The 25564-nt window shown below is 41.6% G+C and carries 21 protein-coding genes and 1 pseudogene; 13 read left to right on the top strand and 9 right to left on the bottom strand.

Translation table 11 applies throughout. From position 1 onward, the window contains the following. Positions 1-176: 176 nt before the first annotated feature. The 3 genes from C2869_RS04985 to C2869_RS22970 all read right to left on the bottom strand — a co-directional run bounded on the left by C2869_RS04985 (position 177) and on the right by C2869_RS22970 (position 5955). Positions 177-1994 (bottom strand): Ig-like domain-containing protein, encoded by a 1818-nt coding sequence (locus C2869_RS04985; RefSeq protein ID WP_159084044.1) that lies wholly within the window; start codon positions 1992-1994, stop codon positions 177-179. A 92-nt stretch (positions 1995-2086) separates the two neighbouring features. Next, positions 2087-5800, bottom strand: coding sequence for a TonB-dependent receptor plug domain-containing protein (locus tag C2869_RS04980; RefSeq protein ID WP_108601907.1), 3714 nt, complete (start codon positions 5798-5800; stop codon positions 2087-2089). A 32-nt stretch (positions 5801-5832) separates the two neighbouring features. Beyond that, entirely contained in the window at positions 5833-5955 is a 123-nt protein-coding gene (locus tag C2869_RS22970; RefSeq protein WP_268958799.1) for a hypothetical protein, read from the bottom strand. 445 nt (positions 5956-6400) lie between these two features. Between C2869_RS22970 and C2869_RS04975 the strand changes: the two genes are divergently transcribed. The 5 genes from C2869_RS04975 to C2869_RS04955 all read left to right on the top strand — a co-directional run bounded on the left by C2869_RS04975 (position 6401) and on the right by C2869_RS04955 (position 11897). Beyond that, positions 6401-6658 (top strand): Rho-binding antiterminator, encoded by a 258-nt coding sequence (locus tag C2869_RS04975; protein ID WP_108601906.1) that lies wholly within the window; start codon positions 6401-6403, stop codon positions 6656-6658. Between the two features lie 243 nt (positions 6659-6901). After that, positions 6902-8083 carry an ABC transporter substrate-binding protein gene (locus C2869_RS04970; protein ID WP_159084043.1) on the top strand — a complete coding sequence of 394 codons (1182 nt, stop codon included), beginning with the start codon at positions 6902-6904 and terminating at the stop codon, positions 8081-8083. A gap of 119 nt (positions 8084-8202) precedes the next feature. Further along, a complete protein-coding gene (gene mutS / locus C2869_RS04965; RefSeq protein ID WP_108601904.1) occupies positions 8203-10782 on the top strand; it encodes a DNA mismatch repair protein MutS in 2580 nt (859 codons plus the stop codon). A gap of 132 nt (positions 10783-10914) precedes the next feature. Further along, positions 10915-11406, top strand: coding sequence for a hypothetical protein (locus C2869_RS04960; protein WP_108601903.1), 492 nt, complete (start codon positions 10915-10917; stop codon positions 11404-11406). Between the two features lie 137 nt (positions 11407-11543). After that, positions 11544-11897: a hypothetical protein gene (locus C2869_RS04955; RefSeq protein WP_108601902.1), complete on the top strand. Its 354-nt coding sequence runs from the start codon at positions 11544-11546 to the stop codon at positions 11895-11897. 65 nt (positions 11898-11962) lie between these two features. On the opposite strand, the gene C2869_RS04950 is transcribed toward C2869_RS04955, so the two are convergent. Continuing rightward, the gene (locus C2869_RS04950) at positions 11963-12349 is read right to left on the bottom strand and encodes a hypothetical protein (RefSeq protein WP_108601901.1); all 387 of its coding nucleotides are present in this window, start codon (positions 12347-12349) and stop codon (positions 11963-11965) included. A gap of 54 nt (positions 12350-12403) precedes the next feature. Between C2869_RS04950 and C2869_RS04945 the strand changes: the two genes are divergently transcribed. Beyond that, entirely contained in the window at positions 12404-12874 is a 471-nt protein-coding gene (locus tag C2869_RS04945) for a helix-turn-helix domain-containing protein (RefSeq protein ID WP_199915629.1), read from the top strand. Between the two features lie 73 nt (positions 12875-12947). Here C2869_RS04945 and C2869_RS04940 read toward each other — a convergent pair whose 3' ends face one another. Continuing rightward, positions 12948-13916, bottom strand: coding sequence for a sensor domain-containing diguanylate cyclase (locus C2869_RS04940; RefSeq protein ID WP_108601899.1), 969 nt, complete (start codon positions 13914-13916; stop codon positions 12948-12950). Beyond that, positions 13916-14931, bottom strand: a pseudogene (locus tag C2869_RS04935) (response regulator). Before C2869_RS04935 ends, C2869_RS04940 begins: the two are co-directional and overlap by 1 nt. A gap of 635 nt (positions 14932-15566) precedes the next feature. Here C2869_RS04935 and C2869_RS04930 point away from each other — a divergent pair. Continuing rightward, positions 15567-16445, top strand: coding sequence for a DUF3014 domain-containing protein (locus tag C2869_RS04930; RefSeq protein ID WP_108601898.1), 879 nt, complete (start codon positions 15567-15569; stop codon positions 16443-16445). 259 nt (positions 16446-16704) lie between these two features. Here C2869_RS04930 and tyrS read toward each other — a convergent pair whose 3' ends face one another. Continuing rightward, complete coding sequence (gene tyrS / locus C2869_RS04925) at positions 16705-17898, bottom strand: tyrosine--tRNA ligase (protein ID WP_108601897.1); 1194 nt, start codon at positions 17896-17898, stop codon at positions 16705-16707. Positions 17899-18198: 300 nt separating this feature from the next. On the opposite strand from tyrS, the gene C2869_RS04920 reads away from it, so the two are divergent. The 5 genes from C2869_RS04920 to C2869_RS04900 all read left to right on the top strand — a co-directional run bounded on the left by C2869_RS04920 (position 18199) and on the right by C2869_RS04900 (position 23534). Then, positions 18199-19626, top strand: coding sequence for a peptidoglycan DD-metalloendopeptidase family protein (locus tag C2869_RS04920; RefSeq protein ID WP_108601896.1), 1428 nt, complete (start codon positions 18199-18201; stop codon positions 19624-19626). Positions 19627-19701: 75 nt separating this feature from the next. Continuing rightward, the gene (locus C2869_RS04915) at positions 19702-20022 is read left to right on the top strand and encodes a DUF2845 domain-containing protein (RefSeq protein ID WP_108601895.1); all 321 of its coding nucleotides are present in this window, start codon (positions 19702-19704) and stop codon (positions 20020-20022) included. A gap of 53 nt (positions 20023-20075) precedes the next feature. After that, positions 20076-20585, top strand: a complete 510-nt coding sequence (locus C2869_RS04910) for a TIGR03546 family protein (RefSeq protein WP_108601894.1) — start codon at positions 20076-20078, stop codon at positions 20583-20585. A gap of 7 nt (positions 20586-20592) precedes the next feature. Continuing rightward, complete coding sequence (locus C2869_RS04905; RefSeq protein WP_108601893.1) at positions 20593-22428, top strand: TIGR03545 family protein; 1836 nt, start codon at positions 20593-20595, stop codon at positions 22426-22428. A gap of 176 nt (positions 22429-22604) precedes the next feature. Continuing rightward, positions 22605-23534, top strand: coding sequence for a Gfo/Idh/MocA family protein (locus tag C2869_RS04900; RefSeq protein ID WP_108601892.1), 930 nt, complete (start codon positions 22605-22607; stop codon positions 23532-23534). Positions 23535-23694: 160 nt separating this feature from the next. Here the strand turns inward: C2869_RS04900 and C2869_RS04895 are convergent, their stop codons facing one another. Continuing rightward, positions 23695-24036 (bottom strand): hypothetical protein, encoded by a 342-nt coding sequence (locus tag C2869_RS04895; protein WP_108601891.1) that lies wholly within the window; start codon positions 24034-24036, stop codon positions 23695-23697. Between the two features lie 186 nt (positions 24037-24222). Here C2869_RS04895 and C2869_RS04890 point away from each other — a divergent pair, with 186 nt between their 5' ends. Beyond that, the gene (locus C2869_RS04890) at positions 24223-24420 is read left to right on the top strand and encodes a hypothetical protein (protein ID WP_108601890.1); all 198 of its coding nucleotides are present in this window, start codon (positions 24223-24225) and stop codon (positions 24418-24420) included. Between the two features lie 108 nt (positions 24421-24528). On the opposite strand, the gene epmB is transcribed toward C2869_RS04890, so the two are convergent. Further along, positions 24529-25527: an EF-P beta-lysylation protein EpmB gene (gene epmB / locus C2869_RS04885; RefSeq protein ID WP_108601889.1), complete on the bottom strand. Its 999-nt coding sequence runs from the start codon at positions 25525-25527 to the stop codon at positions 24529-24531. Positions 25528-25564: the final 37 nt, after the last annotated feature.

The raw sequence follows: 25564 nt of genomic DNA, 5'->3' as shown, positions 1-25564 counted from the left end.
TGTACACAAAAAGCCAGAGCATAGTGGAGAGGCCACCAGCTCCGGCAACAGCACACAGCACACAGCAGGCTGCAAAAACGTATAAGTGGTTGCTTAGCTTGATTTGGCCACCTTGCAGAGCATCAGTCAGGGCATTGCAAAATTGACAATGCCCAAGGCTGTTGCTCAATCATTTACTAATTGGCATTGACGTGCTGAATGGCGTAATCGTCAATTAGAATGGTGTCGCCCTCTGCCAACCCTTCGAATAAAAATTCCGGTTGAACGTTTATCCAGCCAGAGCCATCATTGTTTTCACCCCAAGAGGCAGGAATCGTAAAAGTTGAGTTGAAAGTAGCGTCATCATCGTCGTGTTGTTGATCGACAAATTCTATATATACCCATTGATCATGCTTATCGGCAGGGATCACACCGGTAAAATCAGGTGAAACTAAACGCTTAGGTGGGCGGTTAGGGCCAATTACACTGGCAGCACTCCATGGCAGTAAGTGATGTTTAACGACAACCGGGGTGGTATCACTCGGGTCTTGCTTGATTAATTTGACCCAAATACCCGCTTTAATCTCTTTACCAACAGAGGCAATGGATGGATTAGCTGGCGCGGTGCCTAAACCAAAATGGCTACCGAAAAAGCTCGCACCACCGTTTGCCGTACCTTTTGCCCAATCAAAGGCAATAATACCGAGAACATCGCCAAATTGAGTGATTTGCCCTGCATCCAACATTTTATCTGCGTCCGATACATTGCGGGTAAAGCTCAGTGCTTTGCCTGTTAAGCCGTTTTCGTCATGGGTAATGGTTGCCCATTCGACAATAGGCTGCACACCCCATCTGGTAAACTTGCCATCATCATCAAAATTAAGGTCGATTGAATGGTTGCTGTTGTTACAAGCCAAGTTAGCTTCAACCATTACATCAATATCAGCTTCAAAAGCGGTGCCACTCAGTGATACACCTGCGACATATGGGCCTGTTACTTCGCTAGAGAAATAAACCATTTCTCCATTGTTGATGTTGTTAACACTGTCTAATCCCGTTGACCAGTTGTAGACAAAATCGCCTGCCAATTGTTTTCCGGCTTCAGGAGTAGACATTGCTTCAAAACCAATCGCAGTACAGGCAGGCACAGTAACCTGACCGTTTTGATTGCTCTGACCATTCTGACTAGAGGTAACTTCTAGGCCATCTTTACTATAAACATTCATTAACGCGACATTTCGTGGAGCATTTGTTGCGTTTGCGGTAAAGGTATCGCTAAAGCCACCTTCTTCTGTGGTTACCGTAATAGTAACTGTGCCTTCTTTAATACCGCGTAGTACGCCAGACGCAGGGTCAACGCTGATAATGTCAGAGTCACTCGATTGCCAAATCAGGTTTTTATTAAATGCGTAAGCAGGTAATACAGACGCCATGGCTTGTAATTCACCATCTACCGCGACGGTTAGCTCACTCGGTACTTCAACACCTTCAACGGGATCTGGTGAACCAGCTATGGTCAATTCTAATCGACGTGTTTGTAGGGTTTCGCCTTCCGCCAGTATGGCGCCATTATCAATAATGTAATCAATAATAAACGTATGCTGAGGCAATGAACCACCGGCTTGCAAAGCGTCTGCAAACATGGCGAGATTTATATATAAATAATTGCCGACCATACGAAATGCTGAACGAGAGTTGTTACCCGTGCCAGTTCGTGGATCGAGTACGGCCAATGCATCTAAATCAAATTGCACACTACGAACAATGGCCGATGTTGACTCTGCGGTTAATGGTTCCCCATCTGATGTAGCGCCTTGCATCAGGTCTACACGAACAATGTCACCGGTTTCCGATGCCGCGTTTTCGACAATAGTGACTTTTAATGTTGAAAATTCTGCAGGTTTACTGGCGTTGTAACCATAGTCAAAACCCTCTTCAACATCGCTTTTACAACCAACTAATGCCACTGCCATAACACTGGCTAATAAGGTATTTTTTAGTAAGTTTTTATTCATCTTACTTCTCCAAATGTACTGTTCTCGCAAAAAGGTCAGTAACGACCTTTTTGCTGTTATAAATTTCATGAACCTAACTAAAGCGGGTTGACTTAGAATGAGGCGCGAATACCAATGCGGTAGTTACGGCCTGTTTTAAACTCGGACATGGTTCTTGATGTATTACCGCCGTCCATTGCATTTCCTTCGTCGAACACTTCGCCGTTGATCTCAGTACGGGTGCTGGTATAGAAGGTGCGTCGAATATCATCAGTTAAATTCAAAGCATGAAACGTAATAGAGAAAGTATTGTTGATCTTGAAGTTTGAACTGAAATCTAGGCGATTAGTGCTATCTAACCACTCAGCCCCACTCGTCAAACCTCGGTTGATTAATTGAATAGAGTTATAGCGATTTGCTAAGCGCAAAGAGTGACCGTTTTTCTCCCAAAATAGCGCAATGTTAGAAGAGTGCTTAGGCGTATGGGTTTGCGGTAATGGCGTAATTAAACGTTCTTCCGTTTCCGATAAGGTTACTGATTCTGCATCAGATTCAGAGTCCGCATACGTGTAGTTAACACTCAAACCTAACCCAGATAAAGCACCTGGTAAAAAGTCATAAATTTGCGTATAGCTCAGCTCAAGGCCTTGTGTAACAGCACCCTTACCATTGCGTATTTCATTAATGTTGACTTGATGACATTGAATGGTCAGTGGTTGAGTTATTTGCTGGAACACCCAACGCTGAGGCATACAGTTAGATTCATCACCCGGAACTTGACCATTAGGTGTGATTAGCAAGTTATCTGGGTTACCCGCGCCTTCTGGCAACGTATAGTCACTCATGTGATTAACGTAGTAATACGGAGTGCTAAATGTCTCTTCGAAATTACTCATATCTTTATAGAACAAGGCAACAGACATCATGTTTGAATCGCCCCAGTAACGTTCAAAAGACAAATCTAAATTCACCGATTCAAGTGGCTTAAGATGAGTATTACCTAATGCACCTGTGCCCCATGCATCCCATATACTCTCGTTTATTTGGACACGAGGGTTAACTGAGTCAAAACGCGGTCTAGCCATGGTCTTGGACATAGCAAATCGACCTATATATTGATCACTTAATTGGTAATTAATATTCAAGCTTGGTAACCAAACACTATAGTCTGACTCGTCAGCAATCGGCGATGTACGGAAAAACGCTGTGGTTTGCGCATCTGATCCCGCCGGTCCAAAGAATGTGGTGCGGCGATCATTCCAACCAATTAATGGGTTTCTATTACGAGCAACACCAAAGTTGGTGGTAACAGAACCAGAACCGTCGGTAAATTGCACTTGATCCGGCTGAGCGATATCAACTAACTTTTTAGGTGTATCGCCGCTATAGTCGTACCATAGGATCATGTTATGAGCCTGAGCTTCAGCCAGTAGCTCCTCCTCGGTCATACTTGGATCATAAGTCGGTACATCGGCTAACCACTGCTTAGGTGAACCATCTGGCCATGCAAACTCGCTACCTGTTGCCGGATCGATGCGTGTTTCAAATAGGGGGAGTGTTCTATTATTATTGGTTTGATATGAATGGGTTAAACGCCAGTCCATACAGCCACTACTAGCCACTGCGCTAAAGTTATCTGGCTCATTTTGATTACCATTGGTGTAATTAAATGACTGACAAATAGGCTTAGTGACATCGGCCAACTCTTTATTAATGATTAAATCATAAGGATCAATACCGTGAACCGCATTATGGTATTGAATGGAGCTAAAGCCTTGCGCTTCTACTTGTGTTTGAACATATCGTAAACCTAGATTACCGGTTAAATGGCCATCTAAAAATTCAAAATTAACCTTACCGTATAAGGCTTGAGTATCTTGACCAATTTCACGTGAACCCGCTGGGTTACGGGCTAAAGCTGTGGTGCCGGCTGGTCTTGAAAATGCCAATTCGTAGGCTTTAAACGGATCCAGCAAACCCCAACCCTGTAAAAAAGCGGCGTCACGATTAGGCGTTAAGTCTTCCAAGAAGTTGTTAACTGGGAAGGCACCATTACCCAAAATGTCAGCCATACGAATATTTTGTAGTGGCCCTGAGGATATTTCCTGCGCTTGTCCATCAATGTTTTCGACAACTCTAGCGCCTGAGGTTAATGTTGTGGTTTGAGCATCAACCGTTTTCAAGCGTTCAGATAACTTACCACCGAACTCAACTTTAATAATGTTGCCCCAGTCAACATCCCAGTCAAAATCAACAAACAAAGATTTATTGCTATCAACTAAATGGTTTTCTGTACGACGAATGTTGCCTAGGTGATTACCAAACAAGTCATGCGGGGTGAAACGACTATCAGCTCGTGTGGTTCTGTTAACAACCGGGTCATATTCAACAAATTTCTCACCAACAAATAACTCACACTGACCCGATGTACAGTCATATCCCGTCGGTGTAATGTAATCCGCGTCCATGGTATTAACAAAAGTTTGGCCAATGGTGTTCCATGTTGCGGTAGAAATAGCCACACTCTCAGGCGTATCGTCTGTGGTGCGTGAATAGCCAGCTTTAAGGTCTAACTTAAGATTATCCGTTAACTGTGTTTGTAAAGATAATGTCGCCACATCGTTTTCAATATTTTGACCGCCGATTGTGCGGTCGAAAGTGCCTTGCGGATGACGACCTATCATGCGATCAACCGTCTTATTTTCTAGATCAATCCCCCACCACTGATTAAGTGGATCTTGAGCATAAGGCGACATATTGGGAGTAAAATTTAAACGTAATCTATGATTATCACGTTTAATATTCAGTTCGGAATGGTTAAAATCGAGTTGTAATTCAGTATCTTCGCTGGCGCGCCATTGAATTCCAGCATTCAATGTAAAACGATCTCGTTCATTCATATCAAGTAACATATCTTGATACTGACGAGGAATAACCTCTAGTGCAGATTCTTGAATAAGGACTTGCGTCGCTTCATCAAAATCAGCAGGGGCGTTACCATCGGCATCTGGTACACGGATTGATTTATAAGGAAAATCGCCTGCTAATGCTTTTTCAGCATCATAGGTTGATAAATCATACGAGCGATTGTCGCCAATGTTTTTAGCTTGGTTCCAAAATTCAACACGCACACGATCAGTTCGTGCATCTTGCGTTTCATCCGTTACGGTTAAAATAACACCTAGCGTTTCATCAAAGAATTTTTCTGAAATAGTGCCTGATAAACGGTAATTTGAATTACCAGAGAACTCGTTATACCGACCTTGAAAATCTAAATTACGGCGTGAATTATTGAAGCTAAGCGGTTTTGCAGTGCGTAAAATAACATTCGCACCTAACGAACCTTCATCGTGATCGGCAGCAGCCGTTTTAATAACATCAATTGAAGACAAAATATCAGATGAGAATGCACTGAGATCGACACTATTATCAGCTTCGTTAGCATCACTACCACTAAAGCCACCCGTTAAGGCAACACCATTCATTGAAATTTGATTTAATGATGCGCCAGCACCACGTACCGAGATCCGAGTACCTTCACCATCACTTTCTTGCACCGTTACACCAGTTACGCGAGACAAGGCATCAGCAATATTGGCATCAGTTGATTTACCTACATCTTCTGCATGAATAGTATCGACTACGCTATTGGCAAAACGCTTAGCGTTGATGGCTTTTTGTAAACTGGCTTTAAAACCCGTCACTTCAATAACTTCAACATCTTCTTCAGATGCGGCTTTATCTTCTGGTGCTGCATATAGCGGCGTTGCCATACAGGCCGCCATTACTGCTGCTGAAACTGCTTTTAGTCTAAATGTTTGTGCCATGAGACATCTCCAAATTATCTAATCAATGCCACTTAAACTTTTATATTTTTTTCACGTTCAACAACGCTAAATACACAAGATGAAGTAGCAATTATCCACTGCTCTGCGGCAGCGTTGTAATAAGCACAAACAGACAGAATTTTGTTGTTTTCCATGTTTGGACTTAAAACACTAAAAAGAAAAATAAAAGTGAGTGGGTAATTTACACACAAGAGAAATAGCCATAACCGCCTCTCAGTTAGGTCAACACCATTTAACTTTTATTCAACATTTCAGGCTTTAAAATTTTACATAGCCAACATATGGATACATTTGAATAGAACGACAATACCTTCTGATTATTGGGATATTGTTTGGATATGTGTCATAAAAACATTTGAAATAATGTACTAAGCGAATTGAGAGTCAAATAATAGATGAACACTGGTCACATCTTCTAAATACAGAAGAAGTACATCATATATCGAGACGCAACTGGCTTTGCCCATTTGGTGTCTTGGTTGCGTGGTTATTTTGAATAAATAAATGTGAAAACGTCAGTGAGCATGACCAACAAGTAGGTTATTCTACCGTTCAATCAAAGTTACAAGGTAGAAGCCAATGACTAAGCTAATAAGCTGCGATTTACATGATCACTTTGAGATTGTTTGTATGCGCCGCAGTCAGGTACAAGTGACTTTGGCTGATGGCAATAAACAAACTGGACAGGCATTAGATATAGTATTGGAAAATGGTAAAGAGTGGTTAAAGCTGCAAACTGACTCTGAGCTCCTTTCCATAAACTTGCTGGACATTAATTGCTTAGCTGCAATCAATAACCCGATAGCAGCCCATAATTTTGTTGTTGAGCTAAATTAAGTGATTAACGCTGATAATAGGTAACAATATTTATCAGCCAATTTCTACTTTATCTTCATTTTTTTGGTCTTTTGCGTACCTCTATAAAAGACCAACTCATATTCGTCTAGCACAACCCAATGCTTATTTTTTCCCGCGCTCAGCGAAAATGTATTTTATTGACTAGACTGTAGACATAGATTTTCTAAGAACAACTGCACTTTGCTATCTCGTTTTATTCGCCTCGTTTTCTGCCTAAGTTTATTGCTGAGTCACTTCAATGTACTTGCAACAGATAAACTGTATGTCGGTATTGGTATTGGTCCAAAAGTCCAAGCGATTCATGTACCGATTTATCAAGATTTTGAAAAAGAAACAGGTATTAAAATCATTCGGGTACGAATAGCTGATATGAAAGATCTGGATGACCGAAAAAATTGGCAAACAAAGGATGGGCAGCCAATAGATATCATTAACGCCCATGCATCGCGCAGATTATTAGCCTATTATCAACGCGGTGACTTAAAACGCCTCAATGAACTTTGGCAAGCCAACAATCTCGATAAATACTTTGCGCATTTAAGTGACACCATCACCTTTGATTCGCATAAACTACTTCTACCACTAACTATCAACGGCTGGCATATATATTACTTAAATTCAGCTAATTTTCAGCAATGGCACGTTCCACAAACCTTAGAAGAGCTAGCGACAACCTGCAAACAACTAAGTGCAAAAAATATTATTCCTTTTTATATCGCAGCAAAAACGCCGTGGAATATAGCGGCTTGGTTTGAATATTTAACCCTGAGACTGCATGGCTTAACTTTTTTTCAGCAACTAACCAATGGCGAGATTTCCTACCAAAGCGATAAAGTTAGGCAAGTGCTGTTAGCTTGGCAACAGCTCATTCATGCGAACTGCTTTAGTGAGGCCTACGGTGAACAAAGCTGGAAAGACGTTATGCATTTATTTTATCGCAATGAAATAGCTTTTGTTTTTGGCAACAATTCCATAATCACCAGCACATCTACCACCAACAAATTCGACAATTTAAATTTTTTTAATTTCCCAAAAGGAGCCAATATTCCACGCTATGAATCTGTACCTGTGCAAGGCTTTGCAGTAAACAAAAACAGTGAAAAACACCACGCTATTAAACGATTTTTACTCTTTATGAGCCAAGCTCACGTCCAAAATCGCCTAAGTAGCAACACAGGGCGTTTTGCTGCCAACCGTCTTTCTTCAGTACCTCCCGCGCCTTTAATACAGAAGCTCGCTAATGCACTCTCAACAGCAGCGGGGCATAGCCAATTTATTGATCGCATGTTACCACCAGACTTTGAGAAACACAGCCGCCCTTTGTTTGTGCAATTTATCCGCAGTGGCGAAATTAAACCCTTTGCTGAAAATATGGAGCGCTTACGCCGCAAATATTTCAAATGAAAAAACGCTAGTTAGCCAACTTAGCTTTCCCTTTCCACTCCTTGTTACTATTCATCTGTGCTAAGATGCGCACCCCAAATACCTGAGCATAATCATTACTTTAAATATTCTTATTTCCTATGAGTAAAAGTCCTCAAGATCTATCGCAACACACGCCAATGATGCAGCAATATTTGCGTTTGAAGGCCGACTTTCCCACTACCCTGCTTTTTTATCGCATGGGTGATTTTTACGAATTATTTTTTGATGATGCGAAAAAGGCCGCTGAGCTAATTGATATTTCTCTAACTCATAGAGGTAAGACCGCAGGCCAGCCAATCCCGATGGCGGGTGTGCCTTATCACGCAGTGGAAACCTATTTAGCTAAGTTGGTTAACTTGGGTGAAACTGTGGCGATCTGCGAACAAGTTGGCGATCCCGCTACCAGCAAAGGGCCAGTAGAACGCAAAGTGACGCGCGTGTTAACTCCGGGTACCATCACAGATGAAGCCTTATTAGATGAGTTGCGCGACAACCTTTTATTGTCAATTTACGCCGACAAAAACGAAAACTTTGGCGTTGCCTGTATTGAAGTCAGTACAGGGCGTTTTGAAGTGGCTAATGTCCATTCGTTGGACGAGTTAAAATCTTTCTTGCAGCAAGTGGCGCCTAGCGAAATCCTTTATCCTGAAAGCTTTGTATATAGCCATATTTTAGATAGCTATAAATGTACCCGTCGCCGTCCAGATTGGGACTTTGAGTTTAAAACTTCCCACTCGCAAATCTGCAAACAATACCAAATGCAGGACTTATCTGGTTTTGGTTTGCAAGATAACGATTTAGCCATTCCTGCCGCCGGTTGTGTTTTACAGTATGTAAAAGAAACCCAAAAAACTGCCGTACCGCATTTACAGCCGCTCAAGATCTTGCGTCTTGAACAATGCTTATACCTTGATGCTGTCACCATTAAAAACTTAGAGCTCAATCAAACCTTAGCGGGCAGTCGCGACAACGCTTTGATCTCGGTATTAGACAAAACGGCTACGGCCATGGGCAGTCGATTACTGCAACGTTATTTAGTGCAGCCGACGCGTAATGTTGAAGAGATCGAGCATAGACTCGATTTAATTGAAGCGATCCAGCAATCAGGCCTGTACGAAGAGTTAAAACCTGAGTTAAAACAGATTGGCGATATTGAACGTATATTGTCGCGCGTTGCGTTACGTTCGGCGCGTCCGCGTGATTTTTCTCGTCTAGGTAAAGCCTTAAATACCGTGCCTAGCGTGCAAGCCTTATTAGCCGACAGCCAAGAAGCTGCTTTGCAAACTTACGGCCAAGGTATTGAATATTTTGAACAACTTGCCGAATTATTGGGGCGAGCCATTGTTGAAAACCCGCCTGTGGTTATTCGCGACGGTGGGGTATTAGCCGAAGGTTACGATCAAGAACTAGATAACTTACGCGAGTTAAGTCGAGGCGCCGAAAGCATACTGGAGCAAATAGAGCTACGTGAACGCGAACGTACCGGACTAAATACCTTAAAAGTCGGTTATAACAAGGTGCATGGCTTTTTTATCGAGATCAGCCGCGCGCAATCGGTTGATGCGCCAACCGAATATATACGTCGCCAAACACTTAAAAACGCAGAACGCTTTATTACCCCAGAGCTTAAAGAGTTAGAAGACAAAGTGCTCAGCGCCCAAAGCCAAGCACTTGCGCGTGAAAAGCGTTTATACGAAGCGCTGTTTGATGAATTCGCACCGCATATTGCTGGTTTACAAACGCTAGCACAAAAGTTAGCTAAATTAGATGTTAGCAATAACTTAGCTGAACGGGCTGACAGTTTAAACTATTGTCGTCCAGCGTTTCGTGCAGAGCCCGGACTGAGTATTGCCGCTGGTCGTCACCCTGTAGTCGAAGTATTAACCAGCGAGCCTTTTATCGCTAACCCTGTGCAGTTTGATTTAAACCGTAAGATGCTGATCATTACTGGGCCAAATATGGGGGGTAAATCAACCTATATGCGCCAAACGGCTCTGATTACCATCATGGCGCATATCGGCAGCTTTGTTCCTGCCGATAGTGCACAAATAGGTCCGATCGATCGCATATTTACCCGTATTGGCGCATCGGATGATCTGGCATCAGGTCGTTCGACTTTTATGGTGGAAATGACAGAAACCGCCAATATCCTCAATAACTCTACCGAAAACAGTTTGGTATTGATGGACGAAATAGGCCGTGGCACCAGTACCTACGACGGCTTATCACTCGCTTGGGCTTGTGCTGAATCTTTGTCACGTAAAATCAAATCACTAACCTTATTCGCCACCCACTATTTCGAGTTGACGCAATTGGCACAAGACCATGACAATGTCGCCAATGTCCACTTAGATGCGATTGAACACGGTGATTCGATTAGTTTTATGCATGCCGTACAAGAAGGCGCAGCCAACCGCTCATACGGATTACAAGTAGCCTCGCTCGCCGGTGTACCTAAAAATGTAGTAAAAATGGCTAAAGCCAAATTAGCTGATTTAGAGGCCAATCGCAGTACGAACGATATGCAACTGCCGCAAGCACCAGCCGCTAGTCAGCTTGATTTACTGTCCAACCAGAACCCTGCTATTGAAAAACTGGACACGATCGACCCAGATGCCTTAACCCCAAGACAGGCTTTGGATCTGATTTATGAACTAAAAACGCTAAATCAGAGCTAGTTAAATTGCCCTACAAATACGGTAAATTGTTGTAGGGCAGATTTTACACCTGCAAGTTGGCGTTCGGCATATATACTTGAGTTAGCACAAATATAGTCTGCCCTTGTATCGATATGATACGTGGAGTTTTTTATGTCAGAACCGCAACTTGCAACAGAGTATGCACCTGAATACTCTAAATCAGAAAAACGACTCCGCCTTAGCATTTACCTCGGCATTGCTCTGGTACTGATACTGGTTTTAAAATTTGGCTTGCTTCCTTTCTTGCAATCATTTATCGAATCGGCTCATTGTCATCAGTCTTTTGGCGTTTCCGACATTAAAATATTATGGCTGGGGCTATTTGTCGGGATCCCTATGCTAACGTCATTAACCCTAGCGATATGTTTCTGGCCTCTGGCAATCAAGGGGCTTGTAGAGCAACAGTACCCACCAACTGGCGTTAAGGTATTTAAACCAACCAAGGTATTAAAAGGTAGTCAAGCTAAACGCCGTTGCGCTCTTTTATTATGTCTGCCATTACTATTTTTACCCATCACCATATGGGGCCATACACAAGCTGATAAGGCAATAGATTGGCACCAATCTGAACTTGATACTGCTGAATGCGTGAAACGAAACTAAACTTGATCGTAATTGTTAACCCGAGTTGAGGGTATAATTCTACTTTGTGATCTAGTTACTCGTAGATTTTAGCCGGATCGTTATAGTGCGGCACAAATTAAGCACCACAACACTCAGCCAATTAATTGAGGATTAATATGAAAAAACTAATCGGAATAGTCGCTACCTTGTTTGTTTTAAGCTTTTCAAGCCACGCATCTGAAAAGTTTAGCTGTGAAGATTTAACCGAGCTGGCTAACGATTTAGACAGCATTATTATCGCACTCGATAAAGTACAAACTATTACCGAAGGTGATGAATTAGACAAAGCTTTAGGTGATTTACTGGATGCTTTAGATCTACTAACTAAAGTCGAAAAAGAGTTCAAATTAGATCAAGCAGTCGACCGTTTATTTAAGGCATACAACAAGATGGATCGCGACAAGTTTGACCTTGCATTAGACAGTGTAGTGATCAACCTTGATCGTTTATATCGCCGCGATTGTAAATAGCGATTGATTGTCTATTGGGCGAGTCTCTGGTTATTAACTCATTGACTCGCTAATTCAAGATGTCATTAGTTGTCTGTACAGGCACTAAACCGCCATTGCAAAATCCCAAACATCCCCACAACTAAAGCGACCAGCAAAGCTAGTATTACGCCTGCACTACTGGTCACCGCCACACCTAAACTGATTAATCCCCCAGTTGCAACCACCCAGCTAAAATCGCCAATCGCAAAATATTTAACTAATAACGAGTTAGGTTTTTGTCGTGATGCAGCCCAAAGTAGATGCGCGCCATTTAGTACCAAGATTGCACCAACCATTTGTAATATGAGCTCGGGTGCCGGGCTAGTAGCGCTTAGCCAATTTGCGATGCTTAGTGGCCAGATCACAAAGGCTAACCCAAATAAAATACAACTCGTGGCATTAGCTAGTAAAGTATTTTTTAGTGTGAACATAGTTAGGTCCTTATGTATACTCGGTTGACATAAGGGTAGACAAGAGGAATACACATGTCAACAAGGTTGACAAAAAGAGGCACACCTATGGTGGAAAGCCTGTCGTTAAACTTGGTAATGATCAGTTCGCGTATGAATCATTTGATCAGTGAACACCTTGCTAATACTCTGACTAATAAAGGGTTTCCGGCAGCGACGAGTTCAACATTGAATTTTTTAAGTGCTTTGGAATGTGATGTCAATTATGGCTCAGAGATCGCCCGAAAGCTGGGTGTGTCTCGACAAATGGTCGCGAAAACCGTTAAAGAAATGGTTAGGCTTGGCTATTTAGAGCAATTAGACGGAGTCGGTAAGCAAAAGCAAATAGTCTTTACCGAGCTAGGCGAACAGTTGATGGCTAGCGCCAGACAAACCTTAGCTGAACTTGATGACTTGCTTTTAAACGAGCCCTCGATTAATAACCTAACCAACACAATAAACGAGCTGCGCACCGTGCAAAAAATAGTAAGCGAGTTGATAGATTAGTAAAATACAAAAAGGCGTCTCACCACAAGACGCCTTTTTGTTAATCCTACATTCGTCCTAGTAAAATAGAACGCTAGTTACGCGTATAAATTGTTGCTGTATTGCGACCAGACTCTTTTGAACGATACAAACCTTGGTCTGCTAACTCTATCCATTGACTATGATTAACTATGGTATCGGCAAGCTCACATATCCCTAAACTAACGGTATAGTTAACCTTGAAACCTTGATGTTCAACCACGGTTTGCTCAACTTTAGTCCGTAAGCGCTCAGCAAAATGATATGCCTGTTCAGCACTACAGTTAATCAATATAACCACATATTCTTCGCCACCATAACGTCCAGCAATGTCAGTTTCACGCATGGTTTCTTGCAAAATATTGGCTGTGACTTTAATAACTTCATCCCCAGTTGGATGACCATATTGATCATTAACCTTTTTAAAATGATCAATATCAAACATTAACAAAGTGCTGGTATTGCCTGTGCGTTTGCAGCGTTTAAATTCTTTATTTAAACATTCTTCCCAATAGCCACGATTATATAGCCCAGTTAACTTATCGGTTCGAGAAAGCCGTTTTAATTGATCGTTAGCTTCTTTTAACTCTACTCGATTGATAGCTTGGTCAGTTACGTCATAAATAATGATGCCAATACGTTCAACCACGCCATTGGCCGAAGCTAAAGGAATAAGCGTCGAGTTTTGATACATAAACTCGGCTTTACCTGTAATAGGGCGATAGTTCTTAAACTTAAATAAATAGGGACGTTGTTCCCAAGTCGTGAAAGCCCGATTATTTAATAGAAAAACGGATTCTGCTTTGTGACGAAACCAATCTTCGTTTATTTCCGGAAACTCTTCAAATAGCAATCTGTCACGCACTTCGTGCGGGTACATACCGCTATGGCTTTCCATAAAGCTATTCCAAAGTTGAATGTTGTAATTGCGATCTAAAATCACCAATCCAACATCCAAATTTTGCAGCATAGCCATTAAGGCATGCATTTGTTTTAAATCTTCATCAACCTGAGAATTCGGCATTACTCGTCCAACAGGAAATTAATCTTTTGGTTTAGGGCTCCGATAGAATCTTCTGCGAATAACAACAATAGATCACAGTTAATATCGAAGCCTTCAATTTTGTAGTTTATTTCTATCGCTAGGGTTTTACTCCAGCGATAATTATCTGGCTGTACTAAATCCGTTAAATTGACATGTTGCCCCAAGACAATAGGATGCCCCTGACTAAAGATAACATGTAATTGCTCCGCGATACCGCGCAAACAAGCACCAATCAAGATGTTGGCCGTATCCATTAACAATTCCAGCTCTAATGACGTATCTAAATCACCGCCATATTTAAGTAACGACGAAATATCACTAAAACTAGCATCATTAAATATCAGTAGTGCTTCACCTGATATACCATCGCCAATAAAGCCTTGGCATACACCGGAAACTGAATCAGAATTTTCGATACCACTTAACGCCATGCGCAGTTCGTTAACTTCAAGCAAGTTAACCACGGGAATAGGCAAGATGACATGGACTTCTAACAAGCGTGCGAGCAAATCTGCCGCCTGCCCCATAGCCACATTGGTTATTTCTTGGTAACAATCTCTTTGATCTTCCGTGATGCTTACATTCAAAGCTCGATTCACTGTTTGCTTCTCTTAACCTTAGGTCGCGTTTATAAGATGCCGTATTCTTTCAGGATCATCTCGGCTTTATTTTTGTTTATTGGCTTCTTGATAAAATCAATAGCCCCTAAACTTTTCACTCGCTGCCGGGCTTCAGGCTGAATATCACCAGACACAACAACGACCAACGCGTGAAGATCTTGTTGTTTAATATTGCGCAGTGTCTCAAAACCATCCATCACAGGCATAGTTAGATCGAGAAACACAACCTCGCCTTTACCGTCTTTAATTGCTTGTAAAGCTTCTTCACCATTGCAAGCAAAAGTGATCTCCACCTCCCAGCCATCTGGCAGTGAGCGGGCCATCTGCTTTCGCGCAAAGTTTGAATCGTCACAAATGAGTACTTGGGTTGTCATAATCTCGCTTTTTCGAATTTAACGTGGATTAACTAAGCCGAACTTTATACTAAGTGTTGTGGAGAATATCTGGTTTCGCAAATTTTGTTGTGCAAAACAATCATTATTTAGCAGAAACTACCAGATCATGAATAGCATATTGCTGACTAACAGCAAGGGATTCAACAATTATTTTACATTTTTATAAACATTTTATTATAGGAAAATGTATCGCTATATAGATAACGCATAATGAGCTAAAAACCGTTCAAAAAATCAACACGAAGCACTTTTTTCAAGCTATAGTTATACACGTATGTTTATTATAAGTCTCAGATATTAAAGATAAAATTTTAAAATAAATATCGCATAACGGGAACTTTAACCCGAATGGCGATATCTAAGTTTAATTAAGTGATTATTGAGCTATCAATAGAAATATCTATAGTCAAAGCGATCAGGTTTTAGGGGAAGCCGTCAAGCTTCGAGACCCCATGAGCATATGCTCTACTATGTGATTGGGGCTGCCTAAAGGGATTTAGGTAGTAGGACGACGCAGGAGCCAAAGTCGAGAGTAAGCGCTGACAATGAACCATAAGACCTGAGCGAGAAGGCTATATTAAATTGAATCGTTTTTAGAACATTAGGAATTAATTATGGCCGAACCCACATCTTCCAGTTTAGTGCCAGCCATATTGGCAGGCATTGTTGTTGTCTCAAGCATAAGTCTTTACGCGTTATGGCCTTCGGATGAAACTCCCGAAGTCAATCAAACCAAACCCGAACAAGTGGCAATGCCAACTCCTGCGGTTGAACCCGAGCCAATAAACACAGCCCCAGAACCTGAGCCAGAACCTGTAGAGATCGCTGACCCCGAGCCAGTCATTGTCGATGAACCTGAGCCAGTTGTTGCCCCAGAACCAGAAGAACCGAGTATTCCTGAACTAGAACAAAGCAGTGGTTGGATGCAAAACCAAATAGCCTCTTTAACCAGCCAAAATGAAGTGTTGGCTCATGACGATTTGGTTAATAATGATTTAGTGCGAAAGTTTGTCGTTTTTGTTGATAATGCCTCGCGCGGTGATTTAGCTCATCAATATAGTCCTGTAAAAGCACCTAGCACAGGTATTGTAGTAAAAGCCATGCAAACCGGTAACGAGCACTATTTCACGCTAGAAGAAAGTAGCTATAGCCGCTACAACGATTTGGCCAACCTAATCGACAATTTACCCGTATCGGCTAGCATGGCACTTTTTGATTTAGCAAAACCTTTGTTATCAGAAGCCTATGAAGAAATTGGCTACAATGGCAAAGACTTTGACGATACGTTACTAGCGGCTATAGACCAAGCGCTGGATGCACCAGTGGTAGAAGGGGATATTCGCCTCATTGCGCCATCCGCCATGTATCAATTTTCCGATCCGGCTTTAGAAAGCTTAGCCCCTATTCAAAAACTGCTGATCCGCATGGGCCCTAAAAACCAGAAAAAAGTCCAAGCTAAACTCGCTCAATTTAAAGCCGAATTAGTAAGATAAACCAGACTTTAACCAACAAAAAAACCGATGTGATGTCACATCGGTTTTTTATTATTAACACGCGTATTGAAATCCCTCTTGTAGGTCGAGGCTTGCCTCGACAAAGGTTGAAACCTTAGGGCATTGTTGTCGATGGAAACTAAGCCTTTAGCAGCTCCGCTGCTATTGTCGAAATAAATTTCGACCTACATTGGTTCATTTTTTCTAGCTTACATCGTGATTTCAACTGATCATTTCTTTCTGGAAACAGTACTAGTTACTAGCTAGTCACTTTAGCGAATTTACGTTTACCGACTTGATAAACAGCCGTTGTACCGCTAGCCACAGTTAACTTATTATCTGTCACTTTTTCGCCGTCTATTTTAACTGCACCTTGTTTGATCATGCGCATCGCTTCTGACGTACTAGCCACTAAGCCTGCTTCTTTCAATAAATTGCCAATTGCTAAGTCATCACCGCCAGCAATTGTCACTTCAGGTAAATCATCAGGGATCGCATTTTTTTGAAAACGTTGAATAAAGTCTTGATGTGCACCTTCAGCTGCGTCATCTGAGTGAAAACGAGCAATCAACTCTTTAGCTAACTCAATTTTAATATCACGAGGGTTAGCACCATCAGCCACTTTTTGTTTTAAGCCGGCAATTTCATCTAAAGGACGGAAGCTCAATAAATCAAAATAACGCCACATTAACTCATCACTAATCGACATCACTTTACCAAACATATCGTTGGGCGCATCAGTAATACCAATATAGTTGTTTAATGACTTAGACATTTTTTGTACGCCGTCTAAACCTTCCAACAATGGCATCATCAATACAGTTTGTGGCTTTTGACCTTCTTCTTTTTGTAGCTCACGACCCATTAATAGGTTGAATTTTTGGTCGGTACCGCCAAGCTCAACATCTGATTCTAATGCAACTGAATCCCAACCTTGAACCAGTGGATATAAAAACTCATGAATCGCAATAGATTGGCCGTTGGCATAACGTTTTTTAAAGTCATCGCGCTCAAGCATACGCGCAACTGTTTGGCGAGCTGCTAATTTGATCATGCCAGCCGAACCCAATTGCTCCATCCACTTTGAGTTAAACTCAACTCGAGTTTTAGCAGGATCTAAAACTTTAAATACTTGCTCTTTGTATGTTTCTGCGTTTGCTAATACTTGCTCTTTGGTTAACGGCTTACGAGTGACATTTTTACCTGTCGGATCGCCGATCAAGCCAGTAAAGTCGCCAATCAAGAAAATAACTTCATGACCGAGTTGCTGAAAAGCACGCAACTTATTGATAAGTACCGTGTGCCCTAAATGCAGATCAGGCGCTGTTGGATCAAAACCAGCTTTTATGCGTAATGGTCGACCTTCTTTTAGTTTTTCAATTAGCTCTTCTTCAACAAGTACTTCTTCAGCACCACGTTTAATTTCTGCCAGTGCAGCCTGAATATCTGTCATTGATAATTCTCTATAGTTCTTTTTTACGGGCAGTACACTTGCCCCCGGATCCCATCAGGATTTTTGCGTGCGCAGATTGTAATCATGCCGCGTTAGCATTGAAAGTAAAACTCGCATTCTGTCTCGAAAAATCACGTTTTTTGTAGAGAAAAGTTTACAAAAACCGGTAATCTCAGCGTCAATCAATCAAAAAAGCGAAATTAAGCGACTTTAACGCCATAATCAGTATCTGACAGGTAGAAAACAATGGCAATTCGTTATATGCTCGGCGCATTGTTCATGGTTAATTTCGACTGGTAAATGTTACATATTTGGCATCAATTTCCTCGTACTCATCAGATCTCAATTGGCGCAATAACTGGCATTATTTTGCTTGCCAGCTTTTTCCCTTCGGATGATGCCTCCGCTTCCCGACATACTGATGACGATTCAGGTATTGAAATCAATAACTTAGGGTCTTTACGTCCCGGCGAACGGATAGCGTTACCGCTTGATCTCGATCTTACCGAAAACCCGGCAATATCAACTCTGGCGGCCGAGAATAAGCCATCAGCGGCCTATATCGCCCCTAGTTTAGTTAGCCAACAAACCATAGCAAATAACAACTCACAGCCAGTTAGCCCGCAAACCTTAGTAGAACAAGAACAAAGAGTTGTTACCGCTGACGTTAAAAAGAATGACAGCCTAGCTAAAATATTTGAGCGCCATAAAATTCCAGCTAAAACCCTACTCGAAGTCAGTAAAAATAATACGGCTAAACAAATTATTAAGCAGCTCAAACCCGGTGATGAGATAATTATCACATTCGACAACAACAACGAATTAGCGGAACTTGCCTATGCAGAATCTGCTATCGACACCCTCATTGTCACCGCCACTGAAACAGGGTTTAAAGGCCGAAAATTAACCAAACAAGTGGAAACAAGCGAAGCCTTTTCATTTGCCTCTATATCTAGCAGTTTCTGGAATGCTGGAGTCGACGCCGGTTTAACAGAAACGCAAATTATGAATTTGGCCAATATTTTTGGTTGGGATATCGACTTCGCATTGGATATTCGTAAAGACGACAGCTTTAATGTGGTATTTGAAAAACGTTATGTCGACGGTGAATATATTGGTCCAGGTGAGATATTAGCCGCTGAATTTATTAATCAAAATCAATCTTACGCTGCCGTGTTACATTCAGACGGCAATTACTACACCCCAGAAGGACGTAGTATGCGTAAAGCTTTTTTACGCGCTCCGGTTAATTTTAAATACATAAGTTCAAGCTTTAACCCTCGCCGCCTTCATCCAGTTACGGGCAAAGTTCGTCCACATCGAGGCATTGATTATGCAGCGCGAACCGGCACGCCTGTTGTAGCTGCCGGTGATGGTAAAGTCATCCGTTCCGGTTACAGTAAATTAAACGGTAATTATGTTTTTATTCAGCACGGTGAAAAATACACAACCAAGTATTTACACTTACATCGTCGCTACGTAAAAACCGGCGCCAAAGTTCGGCAAAATCAGAAAATTGGTACCGTGGGTGCCACGGGGCGTGTTACTGGCCCGCATCTACATTATGAGTTTTTAGTTGACGGCGTGCACCGTAATCCGAAGACAGTTAAACTACCAAAAGCCGTGCCTATCGACAAAAATGAGAAGGCTAACTTCTTGGCGCAATCGAAGAAAATGACAGCTTTACTTGCGCAAAACAAACGTATTTTGTTAGCGCAAACTAACTAGATTTAGCCAATACAGGTAGCGATTCAAGACGTTTTAGCAAAACAATGAAGCGTTACCTCAAATAAAGGATTTACCATGAACAAAGGATTTGTTCGACGTTTTACTACTCACACAACGCTTATTATTTGTTTTTTGTATGGTTCACAAGTACATAGCGCCAGCTTTAAATGTGGCAAACACTTTGCCAAAACCGGCATGACAAGCGCGCAAATTAAGCAAATTTGCGGTGCGCCACAATATAAAACTCAACTGAAGAAAAACTTTCGACAAGATTATTGGCCTAAAGGTCGTAAAAGCTTATGGCAATATAAAACAACAAAAGGTGGATATTTCAAGCACTTGTATTTTGTCGATGGTATATTAAAGCAGATAGATAATGGTCGGCGTGTTGAGTAGTAAACGTCAATTTCCAATAAACTTAAACTCAAATTTATTTAGCTAGGATCTCTATGCTCACCCTGCTCGCAAAATTACTGCATGCTCTCAATTCAGAGAGTTCACCAAGACAAATCGCGGCAGCGATCGCGCTTGGTCTTTGTGTAGGAATAACTCCTTTACTCAGTCTACACAACTTACTTTTTTTATTACTCGCCTTTTTGATACGCATTAATCTCAGTGCATTTTTCTTATCTGCCACCGTTTTTTCTGCTGTTGGCCTGTTGTTAGCCCCTATCTCTATTAGCTTAGGAGAAGCCTTATTAACCGCACCTAGCTTGCAAGGGTTATGGACCAGTCTTTATCAATTTAATATCTATAAATTAGCTCACTTGCATCATACGTTAACATTAGGCTCTCTACTGGTAGGCTTAATACTGTTTGTGCCCTGCATGTTAGCGAGCCAACAAATCGTTATTCGTTACCGAGTCCATATCAAAGCCTTCATTGAAAAGTTTAAGGTTGTTCAATGGCTGAAATCGTCGAAGTTTTATCAAATTTATCAAACGGTAACAGGAGGCTAAGGTAATTATGTCTAATAACCAACAAACAACCGCCTCACAGCCGGTTAAAAAATCCATTTTACGTTGGCAAGGTTTAGCAGGGTTTGCCACCACCTTTATTTTTATTGGTTTATTCCTGTATGTTTTTGCCGGTATGCTAATTAAATTCAGTATTGAAAAAGGCTTAGGCTGGTATTTGGGAGCCGAGGTTAATGTTGAACAAGTTGATGTTCAATGGTCGCCTTTTAATCTGGATATTATAGGCTTTCAAGCTACCGATCCTGAGCAACCCACGCAAAATTTAGTGGCATTTCAACAAGCCAGTGCCGGTATCGACTTTTGGCAATATCTGTTTGGCAAAACAATTATTGAACAACTCAGTATCAATCAACTGGCGCTCGGCAGTCACCGTAATACACCAGGTGAAGTATTCAACAAATCAGAGATAGCTAAACCTGAAGCCAATGAGCAAACTAGCGCCCAAGACGATGCATCACTAACAGGAATGGATATCGAGCTTCCAAGTACAGATACTGTACTTAACGATCCTAATCTAAAAACCCCCAAAGCGGCTGATAACTTAAAAAGCGTTTATGCCGCTGAAAAGCAAAAGTATCAAGATTTAAAATCAGATATCCCAAATCAAGACACCCTAAAGTACTATGAACAAGAGTTGAAAAAACTCGGTGATAGCAAAGTTAAATCGCTTGAAGATGTTGAGCAACTTAAACAAGACTTTGAGAAGCTTAAACAGCAATTTAAACAAGATAAGGCAGCGATAAAAGCCGCAAAAGAACAACTCGCCACAAGTAAAAGCAATATAAGCCAAGCCGTAAGCGAATTAAAAACCGCACCCAAAGCTGACTGGCAATATATTGAACAAACCTACCAGCTAGATGAATTAGACGGGGGCGATGTTGCCCACTTATTATTTGGCGCAAAAGCGCGCGAGCATTACAACACAGCAACAGATATTTACCGTCGAGTTAAGCCGCTACTAAGTCAATCATCAACTAAAGAAGAAAAGCTCAATACCAACGCAATGGGCCGCTTTGTCCATTTCACTGAACGTAATCCTCTGCCCTCTTGGTTAGTTAAGTCTGCCAAAATTAATATTATTAGTCCGCAAGGTGAGTTCGACTTAAGCATAAATGAGCTCACGTCTGAACATTGGTTCAGAAACTTGCCAACGCAATGGACATTACTAAGCAGCAACATGTTAGGCAGTGGCCAATTAAATGGCGAAGGTAAAGCTCGAATATCAGAAAATGGCGTAATAACCAGTGATGGGCAATGGCAACTAACCCAATTAAAACTCGATAAACTGTCTTTAGCTAACAGTGATTCACTGCAACTGTCACTCGACAGTGCTGATCTGCAAGGGACAGGAGATTTCAATCTCACTAACAGTCAAATTACCAGTGTCGCCAAGTTAGATATTGGTAATGCGCAATATTCGGGATCGGCAGATTCAAGCCTAAATAGAGCGGTGTTGAATACCATTAAGGGATTGTCGCCTCTCGATTTACTAGTAACGGTTACAGGTGAAATAAATGACCCTAACTTCAGTGTCAGATCAAAACTAGACTCGCTATTAAAAGATGCCGCCAAACAACAGGTTGCCGCGAAATTGGATGATTTTAAGTCCAGCTTACAGTCAAAACTGCAGCAACAAGCCGCTGATAGCCTAAATCTAAACCAACAAGAAGCGAATGAGCTAGCCGAACTCAGTCAACTGCTTGATGACACTGACGGTAAACTTGACGAATTGTTAAAAAGCAAAGTTATCGACAAGCATAAGGATAAGCTAAAAAACAAAGTCGAAGATAAATTAAAGAAAAAGCTAGGTAAGCTATTCGGCTAACCCCATCTCTTTAAAACCAGTATCACTTAAAGCCCTGAATTCAGGGCTTTTTCTTTTCTATTGTTCAGCCATAACCAACTGGAAACTAATTTTTATACCAGCTAACTGATCCCCGTCTATACTTTTACCTATAACACATAATAGAAGCACCACACGGCAACAATTGAGGATAATAGATGAAAGTAGGCTTAATAGGCTCCAATTGGGGGCGGATCCATATAGGTACATTTGCAAAAAACGATTTAGATATTGCTGTTTTAGTTGGAAAAAACCTGCAAAAGTGTCAGAAAATTGCCAAGCTAGAAAATATTCCCCTAGCCTCGACCGATCTGCATGCGTTAGACGATGCTGATTTACTTATAATCGCCAGTCCAGCCGACACCCATTTAGATATTATTCAGCACTTTCCACAAAAAGCCATATGGTGTGAAAAGCCTGTCAGTTTATCGAGCGTAGATAGCGACGCGATTGATTTTCAATCCTTTGCTAGATGTTATGTCAACTACGCTTTTCCTCACCTGCGTAGCGTACAACAGTGCACTGATATTATTCGCTCAGGGCAACTCGGGCGAGTTAAAAGCATCATAATGAAATCCAGTTTTGATTTACCTGGCGAAAAAGCTTTTAAAGATTGGTTTACCGATATAGTTGTCCATCCATTTGCTTATATAAGTCACCTGTTTGGCGCATTTGATCTGAAAATGGCCTACCAAATGCCGGACCATAACCATATTACAGCGGTATTTACCACAGAGCGAGTGCAGCTCGATATCAGTTTTTACCGTAGCCATGAACCATCAATGCTGTACGACATTACATTCGTTGGCGAGAAAGGGGATTTGCAATTAAAAGGAGGGTATCGCCCTTATTCCAACTGGTTTTTTGATCCTGTTAAGCTTAATGGTATTCCACAAAACAGCGGTGAATTTTCAACAGAAGAGGATATTTGGCTACAAGCTAACACAGAGGCGGTTCGTCTGTATTTAGCAACCATTCGCGGTCAAATTACGACTAAAGAGGCAAAAGCGGCAGGGTTATTTAACTTAGAGCGCGCCGTGGCAATGGAAAAAGCCTTAATTGATTTTGCAAAATTCAATCAAGGCTAAAACTCAATACGCTGAATTCAATATAGTCTTCTCGCTCAGGTCTTATGGTTCATTGTCAGCGCTTACTCGCCCCAATCACATAGTAGAGCATATGCTCATGGGGTCTCGAAGCTTGACGGCTTCCCCTAAAACCTGATCGCTTTGACTATATATTGTCGATTTAGTGCTGCTCTGACTGTGGCGGCGCTACCAACGTATTGGCAGCGAGCTGCTGTTGCACAGCAAATATATGTTTAAGCATAGACGCTAATTTCGCTAAATCGTCGCCGGTAAAATCATTGCGCGTGCCATTGCCTGTTAAGTCGTAAAATAATTCAGCGACCTCTTCCACATACGGCATAATACGATTGGCTTGGGTTTTAAAACCCGCTTCTGTTGGGAAAATTGCACTAAACTTGCCCATACCCTGTTCAGATAACTGCTGCAAAATATCATCTGATTGCTGTGCGGTTTCACGTGCTAATTTTAAATTTTGCCTAAAGGCTTCAACTACTTGCTCCATAAAAAATCTCTTTTGGGCTTGTCACTCAATACTCTTAATTTTATTTAATTTTTTTCCTAAAGTCTTTTAGTTTACGGTCGATAAGCTGATTGAGGGTAAAAACTCTCGTTAACCTTAACTGATGTACATGGCTTAGTTAGCAATTACGCTAGTAATTGATAAATAAATCAAACTTTGGAGTAACTCATGCAAATAGGTTCTGCAAGTTCGAACCCTGTAGGTGGTCCAGATACGTCAAGCGCTGAATTGCGTTCGGCAAAACTGGCAAAAGATCAACAAGAAGCTGAAGGACAAGCATCATTGGAGCTCTTGAAGTCGGCAGATGTCCCCCCCTCACAGCCCGCTGATCCAGCTATTGGGAACAACATCAATATCAAGGTTTAACTTGGTATGCCAGACCGGGTTAGGGAAAATGGTCTCGGCACCCTCAAACTTATTTTAAATCTAAACCTCTACCCTGTAGAGGTTTTGTTCTTATAGTCTTACCTATATTTAAATGTTTTTATAGTGGATTGGCGTTTTACTACTACGTTCAGGCACTTCTCTTGTCCATTTAGGCATTAAAAAACCGGGTAATTCAGCTAACATGCCCTGATAGATTTGTTGGGCGATATTATCATCTACCTCAAAGTGCGCAGCCCCAGTCACTCTATCAAATAAATGTAAATAGTAGGGCAGTATACCTGCTGCAAATAAGGCCTCGCTCAACGCCACTTGCAACTCGACTGTATCATTAACCCCTTTCAGTAACACGGCTTGATTAAGCAAGGTAATATTAGCGTGCTGCAACTTGTCCATGGCTTGGACAAAAAGCCTATCAATTTCTTGAGGATGATTAATGTGATTAACCACAATGACTTTCTTATTACTAGAGGTTAATAATGCCACTAAACCATTGCTGATACGTTGCGGCAAAACAACCGGAAGCCTTGTATGAATGCGTATCCGCTTCACATGACTAATTGACTCAAATAAAGCAAACAATTGCTGTAATTGTTCATCTTTGGCCATTAAAGGGTCGCCGCCACTCAGAATAACTTCGTTGATCTCTGGCCGCTTAGCAACATAATCTGCAGCCTTACGCCAATTAGCCAAATTGCCAGGGTTATCTTGATACGGAAAATGCCGACGAAAACAATAGCGGCAATTTACGGCACACCCTCCTTTCACTATCATCAATACTCGACTTTTATACTTATGCAGCAAGCCGGGGATCACGCCGTCATGCTCTTGCAAAGGATCGTCGCTATAACCTAATGCTGGGCTAAATTCCTGTGCTGAAGTCATAACTTGTTTCAATAACGGGTCGTTAACATTGCCTTTTTGCATTTTTTCCGCAAAAGGACGCGGCACGCGTAACGGAAATAATTTGCGAGCTGCGGCGTCATCAGCCACGTTTTCAGTTGAAATATGTAAAAAATCGAGCAGTTTTATTGGATCTGTAAAAGAATTCGCTAGTTCTTTTTGCCAACACGCTTCAAAAATGGTCATTTTGGTTTAGAATTGCGGGATTATATTTGCAAGTGAA

The organism is Saccharobesus litoralis, from assembly GCF_003063625.1.
In the GTDB taxonomy this organism is placed as follows: domain Bacteria; phylum Pseudomonadota; class Gammaproteobacteria; order Enterobacterales; family Alteromonadaceae; genus Saccharobesus; species Saccharobesus litoralis.
The sequence above is the reverse complement of the archived record's forward strand: the minus strand, read 5'-3'. Positions and strand labels throughout refer to the sequence as shown.

What these genes read in the sequence shown, in the direction of transcription:
- C2869_RS04960 (WP_108601903.1), top strand. Translation starts at nt 10,915, where the DNA reads ATGTCAGAACCGCAACTTGCAACAGAGTATGCACCTGAATACTCTAAA.
- C2869_RS04950 (WP_108601901.1), bottom strand. Translation starts at nt 12,349, where the DNA reads ATGTTCACACTAAAAAATACTTTACTAGCTAATGCCACGAGTTGTATT.
- C2869_RS04955 (WP_108601902.1), top strand. Translation starts at nt 11,544, where the DNA reads ATGAAAAAACTAATCGGAATAGTCGCTACCTTGTTTGTTTTAAGCTTT.
- epmB (WP_108601889.1), bottom strand. Translation starts at nt 25,527, where the DNA reads ATGACCATTTTTGAAGCGTGTTGGCAAAAAGAACTAGCGAATTCTTTT.
- C2869_RS04915 (WP_108601895.1), top strand. Translation starts at nt 19,702, where the DNA reads ATGAACAAAGGATTTGTTCGACGTTTTACTACTCACACAACGCTTATT.
- C2869_RS04945 (WP_199915629.1), top strand. Translation starts at nt 12,404, where the DNA reads ATGTCAACAAGGTTGACAAAAAGAGGCACACCTATGGTGGAAAGCCTG.
- C2869_RS04985 (WP_159084044.1), bottom strand. Translation starts at nt 1,994, where the DNA reads ATGAATAAAAACTTACTAAAAAATACCTTATTAGCCAGTGTTATGGCA.
- C2869_RS04890 (WP_108601890.1), top strand. Translation starts at nt 24,223, where the DNA reads ATGCAAATAGGTTCTGCAAGTTCGAACCCTGTAGGTGGTCCAGATACG.
- mutS (WP_108601904.1), top strand. Translation starts at nt 8,203, where the DNA reads ATGAGTAAAAGTCCTCAAGATCTATCGCAACACACGCCAATGATGCAG.
- C2869_RS22970 (WP_268958799.1), bottom strand. Translation starts at nt 5,955, where the DNA reads ATGGAAAACAACAAAATTCTGTCTGTTTGTGCTTATTACAACGCTGCC.
- C2869_RS04900 (WP_108601892.1), top strand. Translation starts at nt 22,605, where the DNA reads ATGAAAGTAGGCTTAATAGGCTCCAATTGGGGGCGGATCCATATAGGT.
- C2869_RS04930 (WP_108601898.1), top strand. Translation starts at nt 15,567, where the DNA reads ATGGCCGAACCCACATCTTCCAGTTTAGTGCCAGCCATATTGGCAGGC.
- tyrS (WP_108601897.1), bottom strand. Translation starts at nt 17,898, where the DNA reads ATGACAGATATTCAGGCTGCACTGGCAGAAATTAAACGTGGTGCTGAA.
- C2869_RS04905 (WP_108601893.1), top strand. Translation starts at nt 20,593, where the DNA reads ATGTCTAATAACCAACAAACAACCGCCTCACAGCCGGTTAAAAAATCC.
- C2869_RS04980 (WP_108601907.1), bottom strand. Translation starts at nt 5,800, where the DNA reads ATGGCACAAACATTTAGACTAAAAGCAGTTTCAGCAGCAGTAATGGCG.
- C2869_RS04975 (WP_108601906.1), top strand. Translation starts at nt 6,401, where the DNA reads ATGACTAAGCTAATAAGCTGCGATTTACATGATCACTTTGAGATTGTT.
- C2869_RS04940 (WP_108601899.1), bottom strand. Translation starts at nt 13,916, where the DNA reads ATGCCGAATTCTCAGGTTGATGAAGATTTAAAACAAATGCATGCCTTA.
- C2869_RS04920 (WP_108601896.1), top strand. Translation starts at nt 18,199, where the DNA reads ATGTTACATATTTGGCATCAATTTCCTCGTACTCATCAGATCTCAATT.
- C2869_RS04910 (WP_108601894.1), top strand. Translation starts at nt 20,076, where the DNA reads ATGCTCACCCTGCTCGCAAAATTACTGCATGCTCTCAATTCAGAGAGT.
- C2869_RS04895 (WP_108601891.1), bottom strand. Translation starts at nt 24,036, where the DNA reads ATGGAGCAAGTAGTTGAAGCCTTTAGGCAAAATTTAAAATTAGCACGT.